Origin of the sequence: Microbacterium sp. NPDC091676, from assembly GCF_044756645.1 — a bacterium.
Lineage (GTDB): Bacteria > Actinomycetota > Actinomycetes > Actinomycetales > Microbacteriaceae > Microbacterium > Microbacterium paraoxydans_D.
In genome coordinates this window covers 1,370,487-1,388,218 of sequence record NZ_JBIVTI010000001.1, presented here as the reverse complement: position 1 = coordinate 1,388,218, position 17,732 = coordinate 1,370,487, and the positions used below count along the sequence as shown (strand labels likewise).

Below are 17,732 nucleotides of genomic sequence, written 5' to 3'. Positions count from 1 at the left end.
GCGGGCGGAAGGACGGCCACGCCTGTGGGGTACATCGACGCATCCGGGATCTCGTTGACGCTCCCCGATGGCAGACCGCTTCTCGACGAGGTGTCGTTCCGTGTCGGGGCGGGCTCGACGAGTGCTCTCATCGGACCGAACGGGGCCGGGAAGACGACGCTGCTGCGGATCATCCGCGGTGAGCAGCCGGCCGACGACGGGGTGGTGACCATCGACGGCGGCCTCGGCGGCATGGACCAGTTCGTCGGACACGGCGAGCCGGGCCAGACCGTGCACGAGCTGCTCGTGCGCGTGGCTCCGACGCGCCTCCGTAGCGCCGCGGAAGCGCTGGAGGCCGCGGAGAACGCCCTCATCGACCGCGACGAGCACGACACCCAGATGGCCTACGCCTCCGCCATCGCCGAGTACGCGGACGCCGGCGGCTACGAGCACGAGACCGTATGGGACCAGTGCACCATGGCAGCGCTCGGCGTGCCGTTCGAGCGGGCACGCTACCGCGAGCTCACCTCCCTCTCCGGCGGCGAGCAGAAGCGCCTCGCCTTGGAGGCGCTGCTCCGCGGCCCGGACGAGGTGCTCCTGCTCGACGAGCCGGACAACTACCTCGACGTGCCGACCAAGCGGTGGCTCGAGGAGCGCCTGCGCGCCACCGACAAGACGGTGCTGCTGGTCTCGCACGACCGCGAGCTCCTCGCCAGAGCCGCCGATCGGCTGATCACGCTGGAGCCCGGCGCGGCGGGATCGACGGCGTGGGTGCACGGCGGGAGCTTCGCCACCTATCACCAGGCGCGCAGCGATCGGATGGATCGGCTCGACGAGCTGCGCCGGCGATGGGACGAGCAGCATGAGAAGCTCCGCGTCCTCGTCGCGAACCTCAAGGTCAAGGCGTCCGCCAACGACGGCTTCGCGTCCCGCTACCAGGCGGCGCAGACGCGGCTGCGGAAGTTCGAGGAGGCGGGCCCGCCGGAGGAGCGGCCCCCGGCGCAGGAGTTCGACATGCGCCTCCGCGGCGCGAGGACCGGCAAGCGGGCCGTCGTCGCGGAGCGGCTGGAGCTGACCGGCCTCATGCGTCCGTTCGACACCGAGATCTGGTACGGCGACCGGGTCGGGGTCCTGGGCTCGAACGGCTCGGGCAAGTCGCACTTCCTGCGGCTGCTGGCCCGCGGCGGCACCGACCCGGATCCGTCTCTGGGGCACGTGACCGCGGTCGCTGAGGAGCTCAGCCCCGTCGCGCACACCGGTCGTGCGGTGCTCGGCGCCCGCGTGGTGCCGGGGCTCTTCGCGCAGACCCATGCGCACCCGGAGTTCGTCGGCCGCACGCTGCTGGAGATCCTGCACCGGGGAGACGACCTCCGTGACGGCATGCCCCGCGACGCGGCGAGCTCGGCCCTGGACAGGTACGGCCTCGTCCGCCAGGCCCAGCAGCCGTTCGAATCGCTCTCCGGCGGACAGCAGGCGCGGTTTCAGGTGCTCCTGCTCGAGCTGTCCGGCGCGACCCTCCTCCTCCTCGACGAGCCCACCGACAACCTCGACCTGGAATCGGCCGAGGCGCTGGAGGAGGCGCTCGGGCGCTTCGAGGGCACCGTGGTGGCGGTCACGCACGACCGGTGGTTCGCGCGCTCCTTCGACCGGTTCCTCGTGTTCGGCACGGACGGCGAGGTCTACGAGTCCGACGAGCCGGTGTGGGACGAGCGGCGGGTGGCGCGTGCGCGCTGACCGCCGCGGAGGCCGCCGGGCGCCGGGTAGGCTGGACGGGTGACCATGGAGATCGAGCTCGGCCGAGGAAAGCGCGCGCGTCGCGCGTACACGTTCGACGACATCGCGGTGGTGCCCTCGCGGCGCACGCGGAACCCGGAGGACGTGTCCACCGCGTGGACGATCGACGCCTTCGGCTTCGAGATCCCGGTGCTCGGTGCGCCGATGGACTCGGTCGTCAGCCCGCGCACCGCGATCATGCTCGGGCAGCTCGGCGGTCTGGGGGTGCTCGACCTGGAGGGGCTCTGGACCCGCTACGAGGACCCGGAGCCGCTGCTCGCCGAGATCGCGGGCCTCGCGGAGGACCGCGCGACCGTGCGCATGCAGGAGCTCTACTCGGAGCCCATCAAGCCCGAGCTCATCACCCGCCGCCTCGCCGAGATCCGGGAGGCGGGCGTCACAGTCGCCGGCTCCCTCACCCCGCAGCGCACGCAGGAGTTCTACGACACCGTCGCCGCGGCCGGGGTCGACCTGTTCGTCATCCGGGGGACGACCGTCTCCGCCGAGCACGTGTCGAGCGTGGCGGAGCCCCTGAACCTCAAGAAGTTCATCTACGACCTCGACGTGCCCGTGATCGTCGGGGGCGCGGCGACCTACACCGCGGCGCTGCACCTCATGCGCACCGGCGCGGCCGGCGTCCTCGTCGGGTTCGGCGGCGGCGCGGCGTCCACCACCCGTGCCACCCTGGGCATCCACGCCCCCATGGCGACCGCGGTGTCCGACGTGGCGGCCGCGCGTCGCGACTACCTCGACGAGTCCGGCGGGCGCTATGTGCACGTGATCGCCGACGGTGGCGTCGGCACCTCGGGCGACATCGTGAAGGCGCTCGCCATGGGCGCCGACGCGGTCATGCTCGGTGTCGCGCTCGCCCGCGCGACGGACGCTCCCGGACGGGGGTTCCACTGGGGTCCCGAGGCGCACCACCCGAAGCTGCCCCGCGGACGACGCGTCGAGGTGGGCGGCATCGGCACGCTGGAGGAGATCCTCTACGGCCCCGCTCCGGTCGCCGACGGCACCGCGAACCTCATCGGCGCGCTGCGCAAGTCGATGGCCACCACCGGGTACTCCGACCTCAAGGAGTTCCAGCGGGTGGAGGTCGTGCTGGCCCCGTACGAGGCCTGAGGTCTTCGCATCACCGTGACCGCGCCTGCTCCGTTCCCGCCGACCCTCCGTGAGGTGATGCTGCGGGGACGCTGGATCGCGATGCTGCTGCTGTGCCTCGTCGTCGCGGGGGTCTTCGCGTGGCTCGGCCAGTGGCAGCTGGAGCGGGCGATCGAGACCGATCCGCCGGCGCCGGGGGCCACCGAGCAGGTGCGACCCCTGGACGAGGTCGTGGATCCGAGGGAGTACCTCCCCGAGCCCCTCGTCGGGCAGCGCGTGGAGACGGAGGGCGTCTGGGTCCCCGGCGACTTCCTGGTCGTGGGCAGTCGTTTCAACGACGGCGTCGAGGGGTACTGGGTCACCGGTCAGCTCCGGGTCGACGAGCGCGTCTCGCTGGCGGTGGCGATCGGCTGGGCTCCGGACCGCGAGGCCGCGGACGCCGCCGTGGAGCGCCTGGAGGCCGCGGCGGACGGCGACGTGGTCGAGGTCGCCGGCCGCATCATCTCGGATGAGGGGCCGTCGGTGCCTCCGCGGACCGATCCCGAGCAGCTGGACCGGATGTCCCCGGCCGCACTCCTGAGCCGCTGGCACGACATCGAGCAGCTCGACGTCTATCGTCCGTACCTGGCCTCGACCACCGCGACGGCGGGACTCGTCGACATCGCCTCCCCGGCGCCGGACGAGCAGTCACCCGTCAACTGGCTCAACGTCTTCTACGCCGCCGAGTGGGCGATCTTCGCCGGCTTCGCGTTCTATCTCTGGTACCGCCTGGCGAAGGACGCCTGGGAGCGCGAGGTGGAGGAGTTCGAGGAGGCCGAGGGGGCCGCGGCCGTCTGATGGCCGTTGCGCATCCGCGCGGCCGACGCTGCGCTTCTGCGCGCCGCGACGGCTCCGTGTGAACCTTCGTCAGGGGGTGTCGCGGCCATTCGGTGAGCGCTCGGTGACCAATGGGAAAACTCCGTTGAGGATGTCCGAACCGCTCCGTATGCTCGCTCCATGTGCGCACGCTGGGAGTTCCCGATGTGTGCGATGACAGCGGCCTGAGCAGCGCCGGAACACGATCGAGGAGACAGCACCGATGATGTCCGCTCCTGAGCACGGGGAGACCCTGACCCCCGTCTCGCACCGCAGAATCCGAGGGCGCGTGGGCGCTCTCGCCGCGACGTGCGTCGCCGCCCTGAGCCTCGGCTCGCTGGTGGCCGCGCCCGCGTCGGCGAACACCGACGGCACCGGGGTGGTGATCAACGAGGCCTACCTGTCCGGCGGAAGCGCGGGGGCGGCGTTCACGAACAAGTTCGTGGAGCTGTACAACCCGACGACGGCGCCCGTCACCCTCGACGGCCTGTCGCTGCAGTACCGCTCCGCGGCGGGGACCGGCGCCTTCAACGGCGTCGCACCGCTGAAGGGCACGATCCCCGCGGGCGGCTACTTCCTCGTGCAGGGGAACAGCAACGGCACCAACGGCGCCGCCCTCCCGACGCCCGACGCGACCACGACGCTGAGCCCGAGCGGCACCAACGGCACGCTGGCCCTCGTCGAGGGCACCGCGGCGGTCACCCTGACCCCCGGGTCGACGGTCGGCGTCGACGGTGTGATCGACCTCCTGGGCTACGGCACCTCGAACACCTTCGAGACGGCGGCGGCCGCCGCCCCCTCGAGCAACACCGACGTCCGGTCGCTGAACCGCACGGCGGGTGCCGACGCGGACGACAACAAGGCCGACTTCACGCTGTCGGCGACGATCACCCCGCAGAACTCCGGCGGCACCGACCCCGGCACCGACCCGGGGGAGGAGCCGGGCGAGGAGCCCAAGACCGCCACGATCGCCGAGGTCCAGGGCACCGGCGACGTCTCGCCGCTCGCGGGACAGCGGGTCCGCGTCGAGGGCGTCGTCACCGCCGACCATCGCACCGGCGGCTACAAGGGCATCGTGATCCAGACGCAGGGCTCGGGCGGCGACGACGACGCGACCCCCGGCGCCTCGGACGGGGTGTTCGTCTTCCTGAACGCGCTCGCGCCCACGCTCGAGATCGGCGACCTCGTCTCGGTGACCGGCACCGTGAGCGAGTACTTCGGTCAGACCCAGATCGCTCCCGCCGCGGTCGCCGACGTCTCGGTCGTCACGGCCGGTGTGGGCGTGCCCGCCCTCACGCCGCTCCCGGACACCGTGCGCGGTGCCGACCGCGAGCAGTACGAGAACATGTACGTCGCTCCGACCGGCACGTACCGGCTCGCGTCGAGCCACCAGCTCTACAACTACGGGGCGCTGTGGCTGAACGCCGGCGACGACCTCAACGTCAAGAGCACCGAGACCACGCGTCCCGGGGCCGACGCCGCCGCCATCGCGGCCGAGAACCGCGCCAACCGCATCCTGCTCGACGACGCCTGGTCGATCCAGGTGACCAACAACGGCCACCCGGGCCAGCAGCCGTACTTCACGGAGGACACGGTGGTCCGCAACGGCGACACCGTCGACTTCGGATCCAACGGCTACGTGCTCCAGTGGGGCTTCGACGACTGGCGGCTGCAGCCGGTCGTGCCGATCGACGACGCCTCCCCGGCGGAGCGCAAGGTCACCTTCGAGGCGACCAACCCGCGCCCCGAGAAGGCTCCGGAGGTGGGCGGTGACGCGCAGGTGGCGTCGTTCAACGTCTACAACTACTTCACGACGCTGAAGAGCGAGAACGCCGACGCCCGCGGCGCGGCGAACGCCGCCCAGTTCGCGATCCAGAAGTCCAAGATCGTCTCGGCCATCAACGGCCTCGACGCGGAGATCGTGGCGCTGATGGAGATCGAGAACTCGGTCAAGCTGGGCAAGCCCGTCGACACCGCCCTGAAGGACCTCGTCGCCGGTCTCAACGCCGACGCGGGCTCCGACGTGTGGGACTACGTGCGCACGCCGAAGGCCCTGCAGGACCCGGCGACCACGGACTACATCACCAACGCGATCATCTTCAAGAAGGACGCCGTCAGCACGGTGGGCGACAGCGCCACCGTCACCGACGAGTCCGTGTGGGGCAACGCCCGGGAGCCGATCGCGCAGGCGTTCGACATCGACGGCCGCGTCGTCACCGTCGTCGCCAACCACCTGAAGTCGAAGTCCCCGCCGCAGGGCGCCGGGGCGGAGCCGGCCGACGGCCAGGGGTTCTTCAACGCCGACCGGGTGAAGCAGGCGCAGGCCATCCTCGCCTTCACGGATGAGCTGGCCGAGACCAGCGGCAGCAGCGACATGCTGCTGATCGGCGACTTCAACGCCTACGGGCAGGAAGACCCGATCGACGTGTTCACCTCACAGGGGTGGAGCGACGTGGCCGCCGACGAGGCGGAGGGGCAGTACACGTACACGTTCGACGGGGAGCTCGGCTCGCTCGACCACGTGATCGCATCGCCGTCGCTCGTCCCCTCGATCACGGGCGCCGGTGTGTGGGGCATCAACTCGCCGGAGTGGAGCGATCGCGGCTACGCGTTCGGCGCCACCGAGGAGGGCACCCCGTACCGGTCCAGCGACCACGACCCGATCCTCGTCGGCGTCTCCGCGGAGATCCCTCCGGTGAACATCGACGTCGTGACGGTGAACGACTTCCACGGCCGTATCGAGGCCGACGGGGCCGCGGCGGGTGCCGCGGTGCTCGCGGGCGCGGTGCAGCAGTTCCGTGCCGCGAACCCGAACACGATCTTCGCCGGAGCCGGCGACCTGATCGGGGCCTCGACCTTCACCTCGTTCATCAACGACGACAACCCGACCATCGACGCGCTCAACGCCGCCGGCCTGGACGTGAGCGCCGCGGGCAACCACGAGTTCGACCAGGGCTGGGACGACCTGCGCGATCGGGTGCAGGAGCGCGCGGACTGGGAGTACATCTCCTCGAACGTGTTCCTCACGGAGACCGGTGAGCCGGCGCTCGCCCCGGCCTGGGTCAAGGAGCTCGACGGTGTGCGCGTGGGCTTCGTGGGCGCCGTCACCGAAGACCTCGACTCGCTCGTCTCGCCCGAGGGCATCGCGGATCTCGAGGTGCGCAGCATCGTCGACTCCGTGAACGCCGTGTCCGACGACCTCCGCGACGGAGACCCCGCGAACGGCGAGGCGGACGTCGTCATCCTGCTCGTGCACGAGGGTGCGGAGAGCACCGCGCTGTCCGCGATCACCGAGGACTCGCCGCTGGGCGAGATCGTCTACGGCGTCGACGACGACGTGGACGCGATCGTCTCGGCGCACACGCACCTCGCCTACAACCACGTCATCGACGGCCGGCCGGTCGTCTCGGCGGGGCAGTACGGCGAGAACCTCGGCCTCATGAACATCCAGGTCGACCCGAAGACGAAGGAGCTGCTCTCGATCACCAACGAGATCAAGCCCCTCACGTCCGCCGGCAAGCCGCTGTACCCGGCGGTGCCGGAGGTGCAGGCCATCGTCGACAAGGCGAAGGCGGAGGCCGACGTGCTGGGCGCCGTGAAGGTGGGCGACATCACCGCCGACTTCAACCGCGCGCGGCAGTCCAACGGCTCGGAGAACCGCGGTGGCGAGTCCACCATCGGCAACTTCGTCGCCGACGTGCAGAAGTGGTCCACGGGTGCGGACATCGCGCTCATGAACCCGGGTGGCATCCGTGCCAACCTGACCTACGCGTCGAGCAACGCCGAGGACCCCGACGGCAACGTCACGTATCGGGAGGCGGCGACCGTCCAGCCGTTCGCCAACACCCTGGTCACGCTGACGCTCACCGGGACGCAGCTGAAGGGCGTGCTGGAGGAGCAGTGGCAGCCGGCCGGATCGGCACGACCGTTCCTCAAGCTCGGCGTCTCCGAGGGGCTGGTGTACACCTACGACCCGACGGCGGCCGCGGGTTCGCGGATCACCTCGATCACGCTGAACGGCACCGCGATCGACCCGAACGGGGAGTACACGGTGGCGGCGAACTCCTTCCTCGCGGCGGGCGGCGACAACTTCGCCACCTTCAAGGAGGGGGCGGGCAAGCGGGACACCGGCAAGATCGACCTCCAGTCCATGGTCGACTGGTTCGACGCGAACAAGACGGCCTCGCCGGACCTCGCCCAGCGCGCGGTCGGGGTGACCGTCAGCCCGGCGGACGCCGACGGCTACCGCGCGGGCGACCAGGTGACGGTCTCGCTCTCCTCGCTGGCGTTCAGCGGTGGCGAGGCGGCTCCCGGAGCGGTCACGCTGTCGCTCGGCGACACCCAGCTCGCGTCCGGCACGGTCGACCCGACCATCGTGGACACCACCGACGAGGGCGGCCGCGCCACCCTCACCTTCACGGTGCCGTCCGGAGTGTTCGGTGAGCAGCAGCTCACGGTCGAGGTCCCGGCCACGGGCACGACGGTGCAGGTGCCGTTCACGATCGCCGGCGAGGAGGAGTTCGCGGGGACCATCGCGCTCGGCTCCTCGAAGGTGACCGCGGGCAAGAAGCTCTCGGTCACCGGCGAGGGCTACCAGCCCGGCGAGACCGTCACGGTGGAGCTCCGGCCGAAGAAGGGCCAGGGCGTCCAGGTGGGCACGGTGCAGGTCCGTCAGGACGGCACGTTCAGTACCTCGGTGACGGTGCCGAAGAACGCCCAGCCCGGGAAGTACACCGTCGCGGTGGCGCAGGCCGACGGGGACGAGGCCACGGCCACGGTCACCGTCAACCGCGCCGGCGGCATCGGCGGGATCATCAAGGACATCGTCGACTGGCTGTGGGACCTCCTGACCGGATGGTTCTGACGCCGATCGGCGGATGACGAGGCGGAGGCCGTCGGGGCGACCCGGCGGCCTCCGTCGTTCCCGCGGGGTCGGGGCGTCGCCCGCCGACGACTAGACTGGGGTCATGCCCGAACCGAAAGTCGCCAGCTTTCCGGCGATCCGCGGTGCGCTGAAGTTCTACCAGATCGCGTCGATCATCACGGGAGTCATGCTGCTCCTGCTGCTCGCCGAGATGGTGCTGAAGTACACGCCGATCCACCTCGAGCTCTTCGCCGGGGGATCGGGCGGCCCGCTCTGGTTCGCCGGCGTCATCGCGGGGCCGGACTGCCAGTGGTGGTCGCTGTTCGCGCCGTGGACGAACTCATGCGAGATGACCTCCTTGGGGGACGGCTTCAACATCTCGCTGTTCATCCTCGTCGCCCACGGCTGGTTCTACGTCGTCTACCTCTTCGCATGCTTCCGCATGTGGAGCCTGATGCGCTGGCCGTTCCGCCGGTTCATCCTCCTCGCGCTCGGCGGCGTCATCCCGCTGCTGTCGTTCTTCATGGAGGCGATCGTCGCCCGTGAAGTCAAGACCTATCTCGCCACCCGGGAGGCCGCCGAGGCCTCCGCGATCGCCCCGGAAGGTGTCCGTTGACCGAACAGTCCGAGACCCAGCAGCGCCCCGCGCTCGTCGTCGACTTCGGCGCCCAGTATGCGCAGCTCATCGCCCGCCGCGTCCGCGAGGCCGGTGTCTACAGCGAGATCGTGCCGCACACCGCCACGGCCGAGGAGATCGCCGCCAAGAACCCCGTCGCGATCATCCTCTCGGGGGGACCCTCGTCGGTGTACGAGGAGGGCGCGCCGAAGCTCGACCCGTCGGTCTTCGACCTCGGCGTCCCCACGCTCGGCATCTGCTACGGCTTCCAGTACATGGCCCAGACCCTCGGCGGCGAGGTCGCGCACACCGGTCTCCGCGAGTACGGCGCCACGGATGCGGTCATCTCGGGTGACGGCGGCACGCTGCTCAGCGGGCAGCCGACCGAGCAGAACGTGTGGATGAGCCATGGCGACCAGGTCGCGAAGGCGCCCGAGGGCTTCGAGGTGCTCGCGACGACGGAGGCCACGAAGGTCGCCGCCTTCGCGAACGAGGAGCGCGGCTTCTACGGCGTGCAGTGGCACCCGGAGGTCAAGCACTCGGACCACGGCCAGCGCGTGCTGGAGAACTTCCTCCACAAGGGTGCGGGTCTCGCGTCCGACTGGAACCCCGACAACGTGATCGCCGAGCAGGTCGAGCGCATCCGCGAGCAGGTCGGCGACGCGCGGGTCATCTCGGCGCTCTCCGGCGGCGTGGACTCCGCCGTGTCGACCGCTCTCGTGCACAAGGCCATCGGCGACCAGCTCACGGCCGTCTTCGTCGATCACGGGCTCCTCCGCAAGGGCGAGCGCGAGCAGGTCGAGAAGGACTACGTCGAGTCCACCGGTGTGCGCCTCATCACGGTCGACGCCGCGGAGACCTTCCTCGGTCACCTCCAGGGCGTGACCGACCCCGAGGAGAAGCGCAAGATCATCGGCCGCGAGTTCATCCGCGCGTTCGAGAAGGTGCAGCTCGACCTCGTCGAGGAGGCGAAGGCCGACGGCGGCGCCCCGGTGAAGTTCCTCGTGCAGGGCACGCTCTACCCGGACGTGGTGGAGTCGGGCGGCGGTGCGGGTACCGCCAACATCAAGTCGCACCACAACGTGGGCGGCCTTCCGGACGACCTCGACTTCGAGCTCATCGAGCCGCTGCGGGCCCTCTTCAAGGACGAGGTCCGCGCGATCGGCCGCGAGCTCGGCATCCCCGAGGCGATCGTCGGACGCCAGCCGTTTCCGGGGCCCGGCCTCGGCATCCGGATCATCGGTGAGGTCACCGCTGACCGTCTCGAGATTCTGCGTGAGGCCGACGCCATCGCCCGCGAGGAGCTGACGAAGGCCGGCCTCGACCAGGAGATCTGGCAGTGCCCGGTCGTGCTCCTCGCCGACGTGCGCTCGGTGGGCGTGCAGGGCGACGGCCGCACCTACGGCCACCCGATCGTGCTGCGTCCGGTCTCCAGCGAGGACGCGATGACGGCCGACTGGACCCGCCTGCCGTACGACGTGCTCTCGAAGATCTCGAACCGGATCACCAACGGCGTCCGCGACGTCAACCGGGTCGTGCTCGACGTCACGTCGAAGCCGCCGGGGACGATCGAGTGGGAGTAGGGGGCGAGATGCCCCCGGTCTCGGCGCCGGTCCTCCCGGACGCCGAGTACCTGGTGCTGTCCAGCCGTCTGATCCCCGGGCTGGACGGCGGGTACACCATCGCGACGCTCGCGCGCGCACGGATGCTCGCCGCCGCCGGCGCGGGCGAGGGCCGGGGGCCGCAGCTGCTCACGTTCGACCCCGGAACGCGCGCGGAGCACGCCGAGCACCGTCGCGTGTTCGCGGAGCGGGGAGCGCTCGTCGACCCGGGTCGTCTGCGCAACCTCTTCGACGAGGCCACCGCACCGGAGGGCGGAGCCGCGGCGTGGCTGCGAGAGGCGGCCGACGGCGCGGTGACGGCCGACCCCGACGTGGAGTATCGGGTGCTCACGGACCCGGAGGGTCGTCCCTTCGCGGCGTTGCCGGTGATCCCCGGCAATCCGGACTGGCACCTCACGGACGAGCCCGTCCTCGTCTACGACGAGAGCGGAGCGGTCGTCGGCGCGCTGCACGGCTTCCGCGGACTCTACGGCGCCTGGCTCGACCACATCACGGCGGCGCTGGGCGCCCGGCCGATCGTCGTGATCTGCGAGTCCCGCCAGCTGGGCGAACTGGTGGCGGACTGGGCCGATCCGCGCGTGCGCATCCTGCACCCCATCCACACCATGCACGTCGAGGCTCCCTACACGCCGGACGCTCGCATGAACACGCTCTGGACGCGGTGGTTCCGCCTCGCCGACCGGTTCGATGCGGTGATCTGGCCGACGGCCACCCAGCGCGACGACGTCGTGGCGCGGTTCGGCAGCGCGGCGAATCATGTCGTGGTGCCCAATCCCATCGAGCCCGTCGAACGGCGGGAGAGCCTGCGGGAGGACGGCCTCGTCGTCGTCCTGGGCCGACTCGCGGCGGGCAAGCGCGTCGATCATGCGATTCGCGCCTTCCTGGCGGCGGACGTGCCGGGGACCCGGATGGAGATCTGGGGCACGGGTGCGGAGGAGGAGCGGCTGGCGGCGCTGATCGCGGAGCTCGACGGCGCCGACCGCGTGCGGCTGTGCGGGTACACCGCCGATCCGGCGACGGTGCTCGACCGGGCGTCCGTCCTGGTCACCTCGACCGCGTTCGAAGGGCAGCCGCTCGGCGTGGTCGAGGCTCTGCTGCACGGCACCCCTGTGGTGTCGTACGACGTGCGGTACGGCATCCGCGACGTGCTCGGTGCCGGGGGCGGGGTGCTCGTCCCCGCCGGCGACGTGACGGCGCTGGGGGCGGCGCTGCGGGAGCTGCTGACCGATCCGGACCGGCTCGCGGCGCTCCGCGCTGAAGCACCGGTCGTCGCGGCGGCCTGGAGCCCGGCACGCTCCGCGGAGGCGCTGACCGCGACGATCGCGGCGGCCGTCCGCGCGCCGTCGCGGCGCTGACCGTCCGCGGTCCGGCCGACCGCCGGGGAGTCGCGGACGACGCCCCGGCGGTCGACGGTCCCTATCGGGTGCGCCGCCGCGCGGCCGCCACTCCGGCCGTGACCGCACCGGCGGCGAGCAGCAGCCCGCCCAGGAGCAGTGCCCCCGTCGGGACGTCGCCGCCGGTCGTGGCGAGGTCGCCGCGGTCGCCGCGGGACGCGCCGCCGACGGGAGCGGCGACGGCGTCGTCGTCACCCCCGGAGTCCGGGTCCTCCGGCGTGCCGGGGTCGGTGGGATCCGTCGGAGTCCCCGGATCGGTGGGATCCACCGGCTCGTCGACGGCGGCAGCCACCGGCGCACTCTCGACGGCGGCCGCGTCCAGCGCGGTCACCACCCAGGTCTCCGTCGCCGCGCGCGCGGCGGTGGCGGGGGCGGCATCGGCGGGGAGGGGGAAGCGGAACGAGGCCGCGCCTCCCGCCCAGACCGTGTCGACCAGTGCGCCCGGCGTGGCGACGATCTGCGCCGGATCACCGGTGCCGCGGTAGATCGCATACCGGCGGGCCTCCCGGGCGTCGCCGGCCTGCCAGCGCAGCTCGCCGTCGACGACCACTGGCGTCGAGGGGGCCGCCACGCGCCCGTCCGACAGCCACGGCTTCGCAGGGACGAGTGTGGGGTGGGCGAAGGCTTCGCCCTCGAGCAGCTCGATCGCGGTGTTCTTCGCCTCGTGCTTCGGCCGCTGGTCGGCGGGAAGGGAGCCCAGGTCGCTGGGCTTCATGTCGTTGTAGCTGAACAGGACGCTGCCCTCGATGCCGTCGAGCTTCTGGTTGTACCGGATCTGGTTCGGCACCTCCTCCGGGTTCATCCAGGCCTGCTCCCAGCCCCCGTTGTTGACGTGCTTGTAGAGCGCGTGGCCTACATAGACCTGGGTACGGCTGCCTGCTGCCACGTCGCTCCACCACTGCGCGAGCTCCCCGTAGGGGGCGGCGGCCTGATCGAAGCTCCAGTAGATCTGCGGCACGATGTAGTCGATCAGCTCGTCCTGCACCCACCCGCGGGTGTCGGCGAAGACCGCCTGGCTGTACGTCTGCGACGAGCTCGTCGGCGTGTGGGACCCGGCGGGGTCGAGCGCCTCGTGCTCCCAGATCCCGAACGGGCTGATGCCGAGCTGCACGGCGGTGCCGCGCGCCGCGTTGCCGGCGTCGATCGCGTCGCCGACGAGGGTGATCAGACCCGTGATGTTGTCGCGCCGCCACGCCTCGATGCCGGCGACGGTGTCGGGATAGCCCGCCGTGAGGCCGAACTCCTCGAAGGTCGCACGGTCCTCGCCCTGCGCGCCGAAGAACACGTTCTGGCCGTCGACGGTGATCCGGTACGGGTAGAAGTAGTCGTCGAAGTGGATGGCGTCGACGTCGTAGTTCTCCGTGATCTCGGCGACGGTGGCCGCGACGTACGCGGGGACCTCGGGCTGACCGGGGTCGAGGAACAGCTTCTCCTCGAACGACAGGACCCAGTCGGGGTGCTGCACGGCGAAGTTGTCGTCGGCGAGGATGCCGGCGTCGTTGAGCGCCGCGATGTACTGCGGGATGGACAGCGCCTTCACCTCGTCCGCGGTGAGGCCGAGGGCGGTGAGCATCGCGGGAGACGTCATCTTCGCATTGGTCACGCGATAGGGGTTCAGCCAGGCGTGGAACTCCATGCCGCGGGCGTGCGTGGCCTCGACCATGCGCTGCAGCGGGTCGTACCCGGGATCGGCGCCCTGGGTGCCGGTGAGGAACTCGGACCAGGGGTTCAGCGCCGAGGGGTAGTAGGCGTCCAGCAGCGGACGCACCTGGAAGATGACCGCGTTCATGTTCCAGGAGGCGAAGTCGTCGAGCACCGTCGCGTAGCGGGCGTCGAAGTCCGCGGCGTCGGCGGGCTTGCCGAAGTTCAGGTTGCCGATCGTGCCGACCCAGGCACTGGAGAAGCGGCGGTTCTCCGGGGTCAGCGTCGTGGGGATCGCGACCTGCTCCCCGGATCCCGGATAGGTGTACACGGGCTCCGGACCGTAGCCGTAGGCGCCGGAGGCGTCCTTGACGTATCGGGTCAACGGCTCCTCGTCGGGGGCCGCTCCGGCGGTCGTGGGGAGTGCCAGCAGGAGCAGGGCGGCCGCGGCGGTGGCCGCGATGCGTCTCTTCATCGAGTCTCGTCCGATCTGGAAAACAATTTCCATCGAAAGGGTTTGAACTGAAACTCTATGCCTTCGGCGCCTCCTCGAGAAGTCGACGAAGAACTTCCGCCCCGATGTCGATCTCCGCTGTTCCCGTTCGACGTCTGTGATGAGAGGGTCGAGGAACGGCCCTTCGGAACAAGGAGAACATCATGAAGTTCATGCTCATCATGCGCGCGACCGACGACGCGGTGGCGGCCTATCAGGCGATGCCCTTCGAGCAGGTCATCGAGGCGATGGGTCGCTACAACGAGTCGATGATGAAGGCGGGCGTCCTCGTCGCCGGGGAGGGCCTGACCGACGCGGCGGAGGGCTTCGTCGTCGACTTCAGCGCCGAGAAGCCGCTCATCACGGACGGCCCCTACGGGGAGACGAAGGAGCTCTTCAACGGCTTCTGGATCATCGAGGTCTCCTCGCGCGAGGAGGCCGCGGAGTGGGCGAGCCGGGCACCGCTCGGACCGGGATCGTTCCTCGAGGTGCGCCGGGTGACCGGCCCGGAGGACTTCCCCGCCGACAACGAGTGGATCGAGAAGGAGGCGGGCTGGCGGGAGGAGCAGGCCCGCCGCGCCGAGCAGGCGTGACGCCGCGCCGCTGATGGACGGCTCCCCGGACCCCGCGACGACCACGGCCGCCTCGGCGCAGGAGGCGGCCGAGCGGGCCGTCGCGGCGGTGTGGCGCATCGAGTCCGCGCGCATCGTCGGCACGCTGACGCGGATGGTCGGCGACTTCGGTCTGGCGGAGGACCTCGCGCAGGAGGCCCTGGTCGCCGCGCTGCGGCAATGGCCCGCCGAGGGCGTGCCGCAGAACCCCGCCGCGTGGCTGACGGCGGTGGCCAAGCGGAAGGCGGTGGACGGATGGCGACGCCGCGAGCGGCTGGACGACCGTCTGGCGCTGATCGCGCACGACCTCGAACAGGAGCAGGCGCAGGGGCCCGAGCTGCCCGGGGACCCGGACGCCGTGGACGACGACGTGCTGCGCCTCCTCTTCATCGCGTGCCACCCGGTCCTCTCCCGGGAGGCGCAGGTCGCGCTGACACTGCGGGTCGTGGGCGGTCTGTCGAGCGCGGAGATCGCCCGCGCCTTCCTCGTCCCCACGGCGACCGTGCAGCAGCGGATCGTGCGCGCCAAGAAGACGCTGGCGGCCGCGCACGCGCCGTTCGAGGTGCCCCCGCAGGAGGAGCATGCGGCGCGGCTCGGCGCGGTCCTCGGGGTGCTCTATCTCATCTTCAACGAAGCGCACGCGGCCAGCAGCGGTCCGGAGTGGATGCGGCCGGAGCTGAGCGACGAGGCCATCCGACTCGCCAGGGTGCTCGCCGCGCTGCAGCCCCGGGAACCGGAGGTGCACGGCCTGCTCGCGCTCCTGGAGCTCACGGCCGCACGCTTCCCGGCGCGGACCGACCGGAACGGCGACCCGGTGCTGCTCGCCGATCAGGACCGTCGGCGGTGGGACCGCAGTCGCATCGCGCGGGGGAGAGCAGCCCTGGCGCGGGCGGACGCACTCGGCCGCGGACGCGGGCCGTACAGTCTGCAGGCCGCCATCGCCGAATGCCATGTCGTCGCGCCGTCCGTGGACGAGACCGACTGGGATCGCATCGTCGTCCTCTACGAGGCGCTGGGCCGGCTCACCCCGTCCCCGGTGGTGGAGCTGAACCGCGCGGCCGCCGTGGCCATGGCGACAGGGCCCGCCTCGGCGCTGCGGCTGCTCGATGAGTTGGCCGCGTCCGGGGCGCTGCGCGGGTACCACCTGCTCCCGGCCACGCGGGGCGAGCTGCTGCGCCGACTCGGCCGGGAGAGCGAGGCGCGCAGCGAGTTCGCCGTGGCCGCGGGGCTGGCCGGCAACGACCGTGAGCGCGGACTCCTGGAGCGCAAGGCGCGCGGTGCCGGGAGCTGATCGTCCGCGGCACGAAAAGACCCGCCCCTCACGGATGCTCTCGCAGCCGTGAGGGACGGGCGTGGGTGACGCGGGGCGCGTCGAGTGGGGTCTGCGTCAGTCGTTGACCCGCTGGCCGCGGCCGACGATGAGACCGTAGATCAGCAGCACGATGATCGAACCGCCGATGGCGAGGAGCCAGGTGCCGAGGTCCCAGAACTCGGTGAGCGGACGGTTGAGGATCAGGCTGCCGAGCCAGCCGCCGAGCAGGGCGCCGACGACGCCGAGCAGCAGGGTGATGAACCATCCGCCGCCCTGCTTGCCGGGCAGGATCAGCTTCGCGATGGCTCCGGCGATGAGGCCGAGAAGAAGAAAGCCGAGAAAACTCATGGTCAGCTCCTTGGGTCAGGAGCCCCGGGGTGCCGGGGCCTCGTGACACCTACTGTGCCCGGCTCCGGATTCGCGTGCCAACCCCTTGCGCGCGGCCTCCCGGATATGGCAAGAGGCCCGCCTCCCCAGGGAGACGGGCCTCTCGTCGCGACGGATCGCGTCAGTTGTTGCCGCGGGCGATCGCGATGATCCGGAGGATCTCGACGTACAGCCAGACGACGGTGACCATGATGCCGAAGCCGCCGAGCCAGCCGTACTTGCGGGGAGCGCCGTTGCGCACGCCCTGCTGGATCTGGTCGAAGTCGAGCACCAGCGAGTACGCCGCCATGATCACGACGAGGACGCCGATGATGAGGCCGAGCGGGATGCCCATGATCTTCATGCTGAAGAGGCCGAAGGCGTTGTCATTGATCCCGGTCCACATGAGGACGAGGTTCAGGAGCGAGAAGACCAGGTAGCCGATCATCGCGATCATGAAGATCTTGGTCGCCTTCTTGGAGGCGCGGATCTTGCCGCTCGCGAAGAGGGCGAGGGTCACGCCGACGACCGAGACGGTGGCGAGCGTCGCCTGGAAGACGATGCCGGGCCAGCGGACCTCGAAGAACGCCGAGATGCCGCCGATGAAGAGACCCTCGAAGGCCGCGTAGGCGAAGATCAGCGCGGGGCGGACCTTCTTGCGCGAGGTGAAGGTGATGACCATCGCCAGCACGAAACCGCCGAGCGCCCCGAGGGCCCAGGGCAGCACGTTGACGGCAGCGGGGTTGTACGGGTCGTAGCGCGGCACGTCGAGGCCGCCGAGCGTCAGCACCCAGCCGACGACGGCGGTGACGAGGAGGATGCCGAAGAGGCCGGCGGTCTTCCACACGGTGTCCTCGACGGACATCCGGTCGGTCTCGAGCGCGCCTGCGGCGGGGGCGGCGTACATGCCCTCGAGCTGCGCGTTGGCGGCGGCATCCATCGCGCCGTGCTGGAGCGACGCGGCCTGTGCGCCCTGCGCACCCTGGGGGGCACCCGGGTAGGTCGCGACGTTGCGCGGGTCCTGCTGCTGGAAAGCAGGATTGTTGAAAGCGAAGTTGCTCATCAGGTGGGCCTCACTCCAAAAGGGGGGTCGTAGGTCGCTTTC

Annotated in this window: 12 protein-coding genes; 9 read left to right on the top strand and 3 right to left on the bottom strand. The window is 71.0% G+C overall.

The features are described 5' to 3' along the window. Positions 1–24 precede the first annotated feature (24 nt). The 7 genes from ACIQID_RS06785 to ACIQID_RS06755 all read left to right on the top strand — a co-directional run bounded on the left by ACIQID_RS06785 (position 25) and on the right by ACIQID_RS06755 (position 12,165). Positions 25–1,713, top strand: a complete 1,689-nt coding sequence (locus ACIQID_RS06785) for an ABC-F family ATP-binding cassette domain-containing protein (RefSeq protein WP_400283187.1) — start codon at positions 25–27, stop codon at positions 1,711–1,713. 45 nt (positions 1,714–1,758) lie between these two features. After that, positions 1,759–2,874 (top strand): GuaB3 family IMP dehydrogenase-related protein, encoded by a 1,116-nt coding sequence (locus ACIQID_RS06780; protein WP_336501781.1) that lies wholly within the window; start codon positions 1,759–1,761, stop codon positions 2,872–2,874. Positions 2,875–2,931: 57 nt separating this feature from the next. Further along, positions 2,932–3,690, top strand: coding sequence for an SURF1 family protein (locus ACIQID_RS06775; RefSeq protein ID WP_400285696.1), 759 nt, complete (start codon positions 2,932–2,934; stop codon positions 3,688–3,690). A gap of 241 nt (positions 3,691–3,931) precedes the next feature. Further along, positions 3,932–8,572: an ExeM/NucH family extracellular endonuclease gene (locus tag ACIQID_RS06770; protein ID WP_400283184.1), complete on the top strand. Its 4,641-nt coding sequence runs from the start codon at positions 3,932–3,934 to the stop codon at positions 8,570–8,572. Positions 8,573–8,675: 103 nt separating this feature from the next. Continuing rightward, positions 8,676–9,188, top strand: coding sequence for a DUF3817 domain-containing protein (locus ACIQID_RS06765; protein ID WP_062635876.1), 513 nt, complete (start codon positions 8,676–8,678; stop codon positions 9,186–9,188). After that, positions 9,185–10,771: a glutamine-hydrolyzing GMP synthase gene (gene guaA / locus ACIQID_RS06760; RefSeq protein WP_136052711.1), complete on the top strand. Its 1,587-nt coding sequence runs from the start codon at positions 9,185–9,187 to the stop codon at positions 10,769–10,771. The genes ACIQID_RS06765 and guaA overlap by 4 nt, the downstream gene beginning before the upstream one ends. An 8-nt stretch (positions 10,772–10,779) precedes the next feature. Further along, positions 10,780–12,165 (top strand): glycosyltransferase, encoded by a 1,386-nt coding sequence (locus ACIQID_RS06755; protein WP_400283180.1) that lies wholly within the window; start codon positions 10,780–10,782, stop codon positions 12,163–12,165. 61 nt (positions 12,166–12,226) lie between these two features. On the opposite strand, the gene ACIQID_RS06750 is transcribed toward ACIQID_RS06755, so the two are convergent. Next, entirely contained in the window at positions 12,227–14,320 is a 2,094-nt protein-coding gene (locus ACIQID_RS06750) for a glycoside hydrolase family 10 protein (protein WP_400283177.1), read from the bottom strand. A 182-nt stretch (positions 14,321–14,502) separates the two neighbouring features. Here ACIQID_RS06750 and ACIQID_RS06745 point away from each other — a divergent pair, with 182 nt between their 5' ends. Next, positions 14,503–14,931: a YciI family protein gene (locus ACIQID_RS06745; protein ID WP_400283174.1), complete on the top strand. Its 429-nt coding sequence runs from the start codon at positions 14,503–14,505 to the stop codon at positions 14,929–14,931. Between the two features lie 13 nt (positions 14,932–14,944). Continuing rightward, positions 14,945–16,240 (top strand): RNA polymerase sigma factor, encoded by a 1,296-nt coding sequence (locus tag ACIQID_RS06740; RefSeq protein WP_400283171.1) that lies wholly within the window; start codon positions 14,945–14,947, stop codon positions 16,238–16,240. 96 nt (positions 16,241–16,336) lie between these two features. On the opposite strand, the gene ACIQID_RS06735 is transcribed toward ACIQID_RS06740, so the two are convergent. Both ACIQID_RS06735 and ACIQID_RS06730 read right to left on the bottom strand, forming a co-directional pair. Continuing rightward, positions 16,337–16,609, bottom strand: coding sequence for a GlsB/YeaQ/YmgE family stress response membrane protein (locus ACIQID_RS06735; RefSeq protein ID WP_312673472.1), 273 nt, complete (start codon positions 16,607–16,609; stop codon positions 16,337–16,339). A gap of 160 nt (positions 16,610–16,769) precedes the next feature. Further along, entirely contained in the window at positions 16,770–17,690 is a 921-nt protein-coding gene (locus tag ACIQID_RS06730) for a Bax inhibitor-1/YccA family protein (protein WP_303708602.1), read from the bottom strand. Between the last annotated feature and the right edge of the window lie 42 nt (positions 17,691–17,732).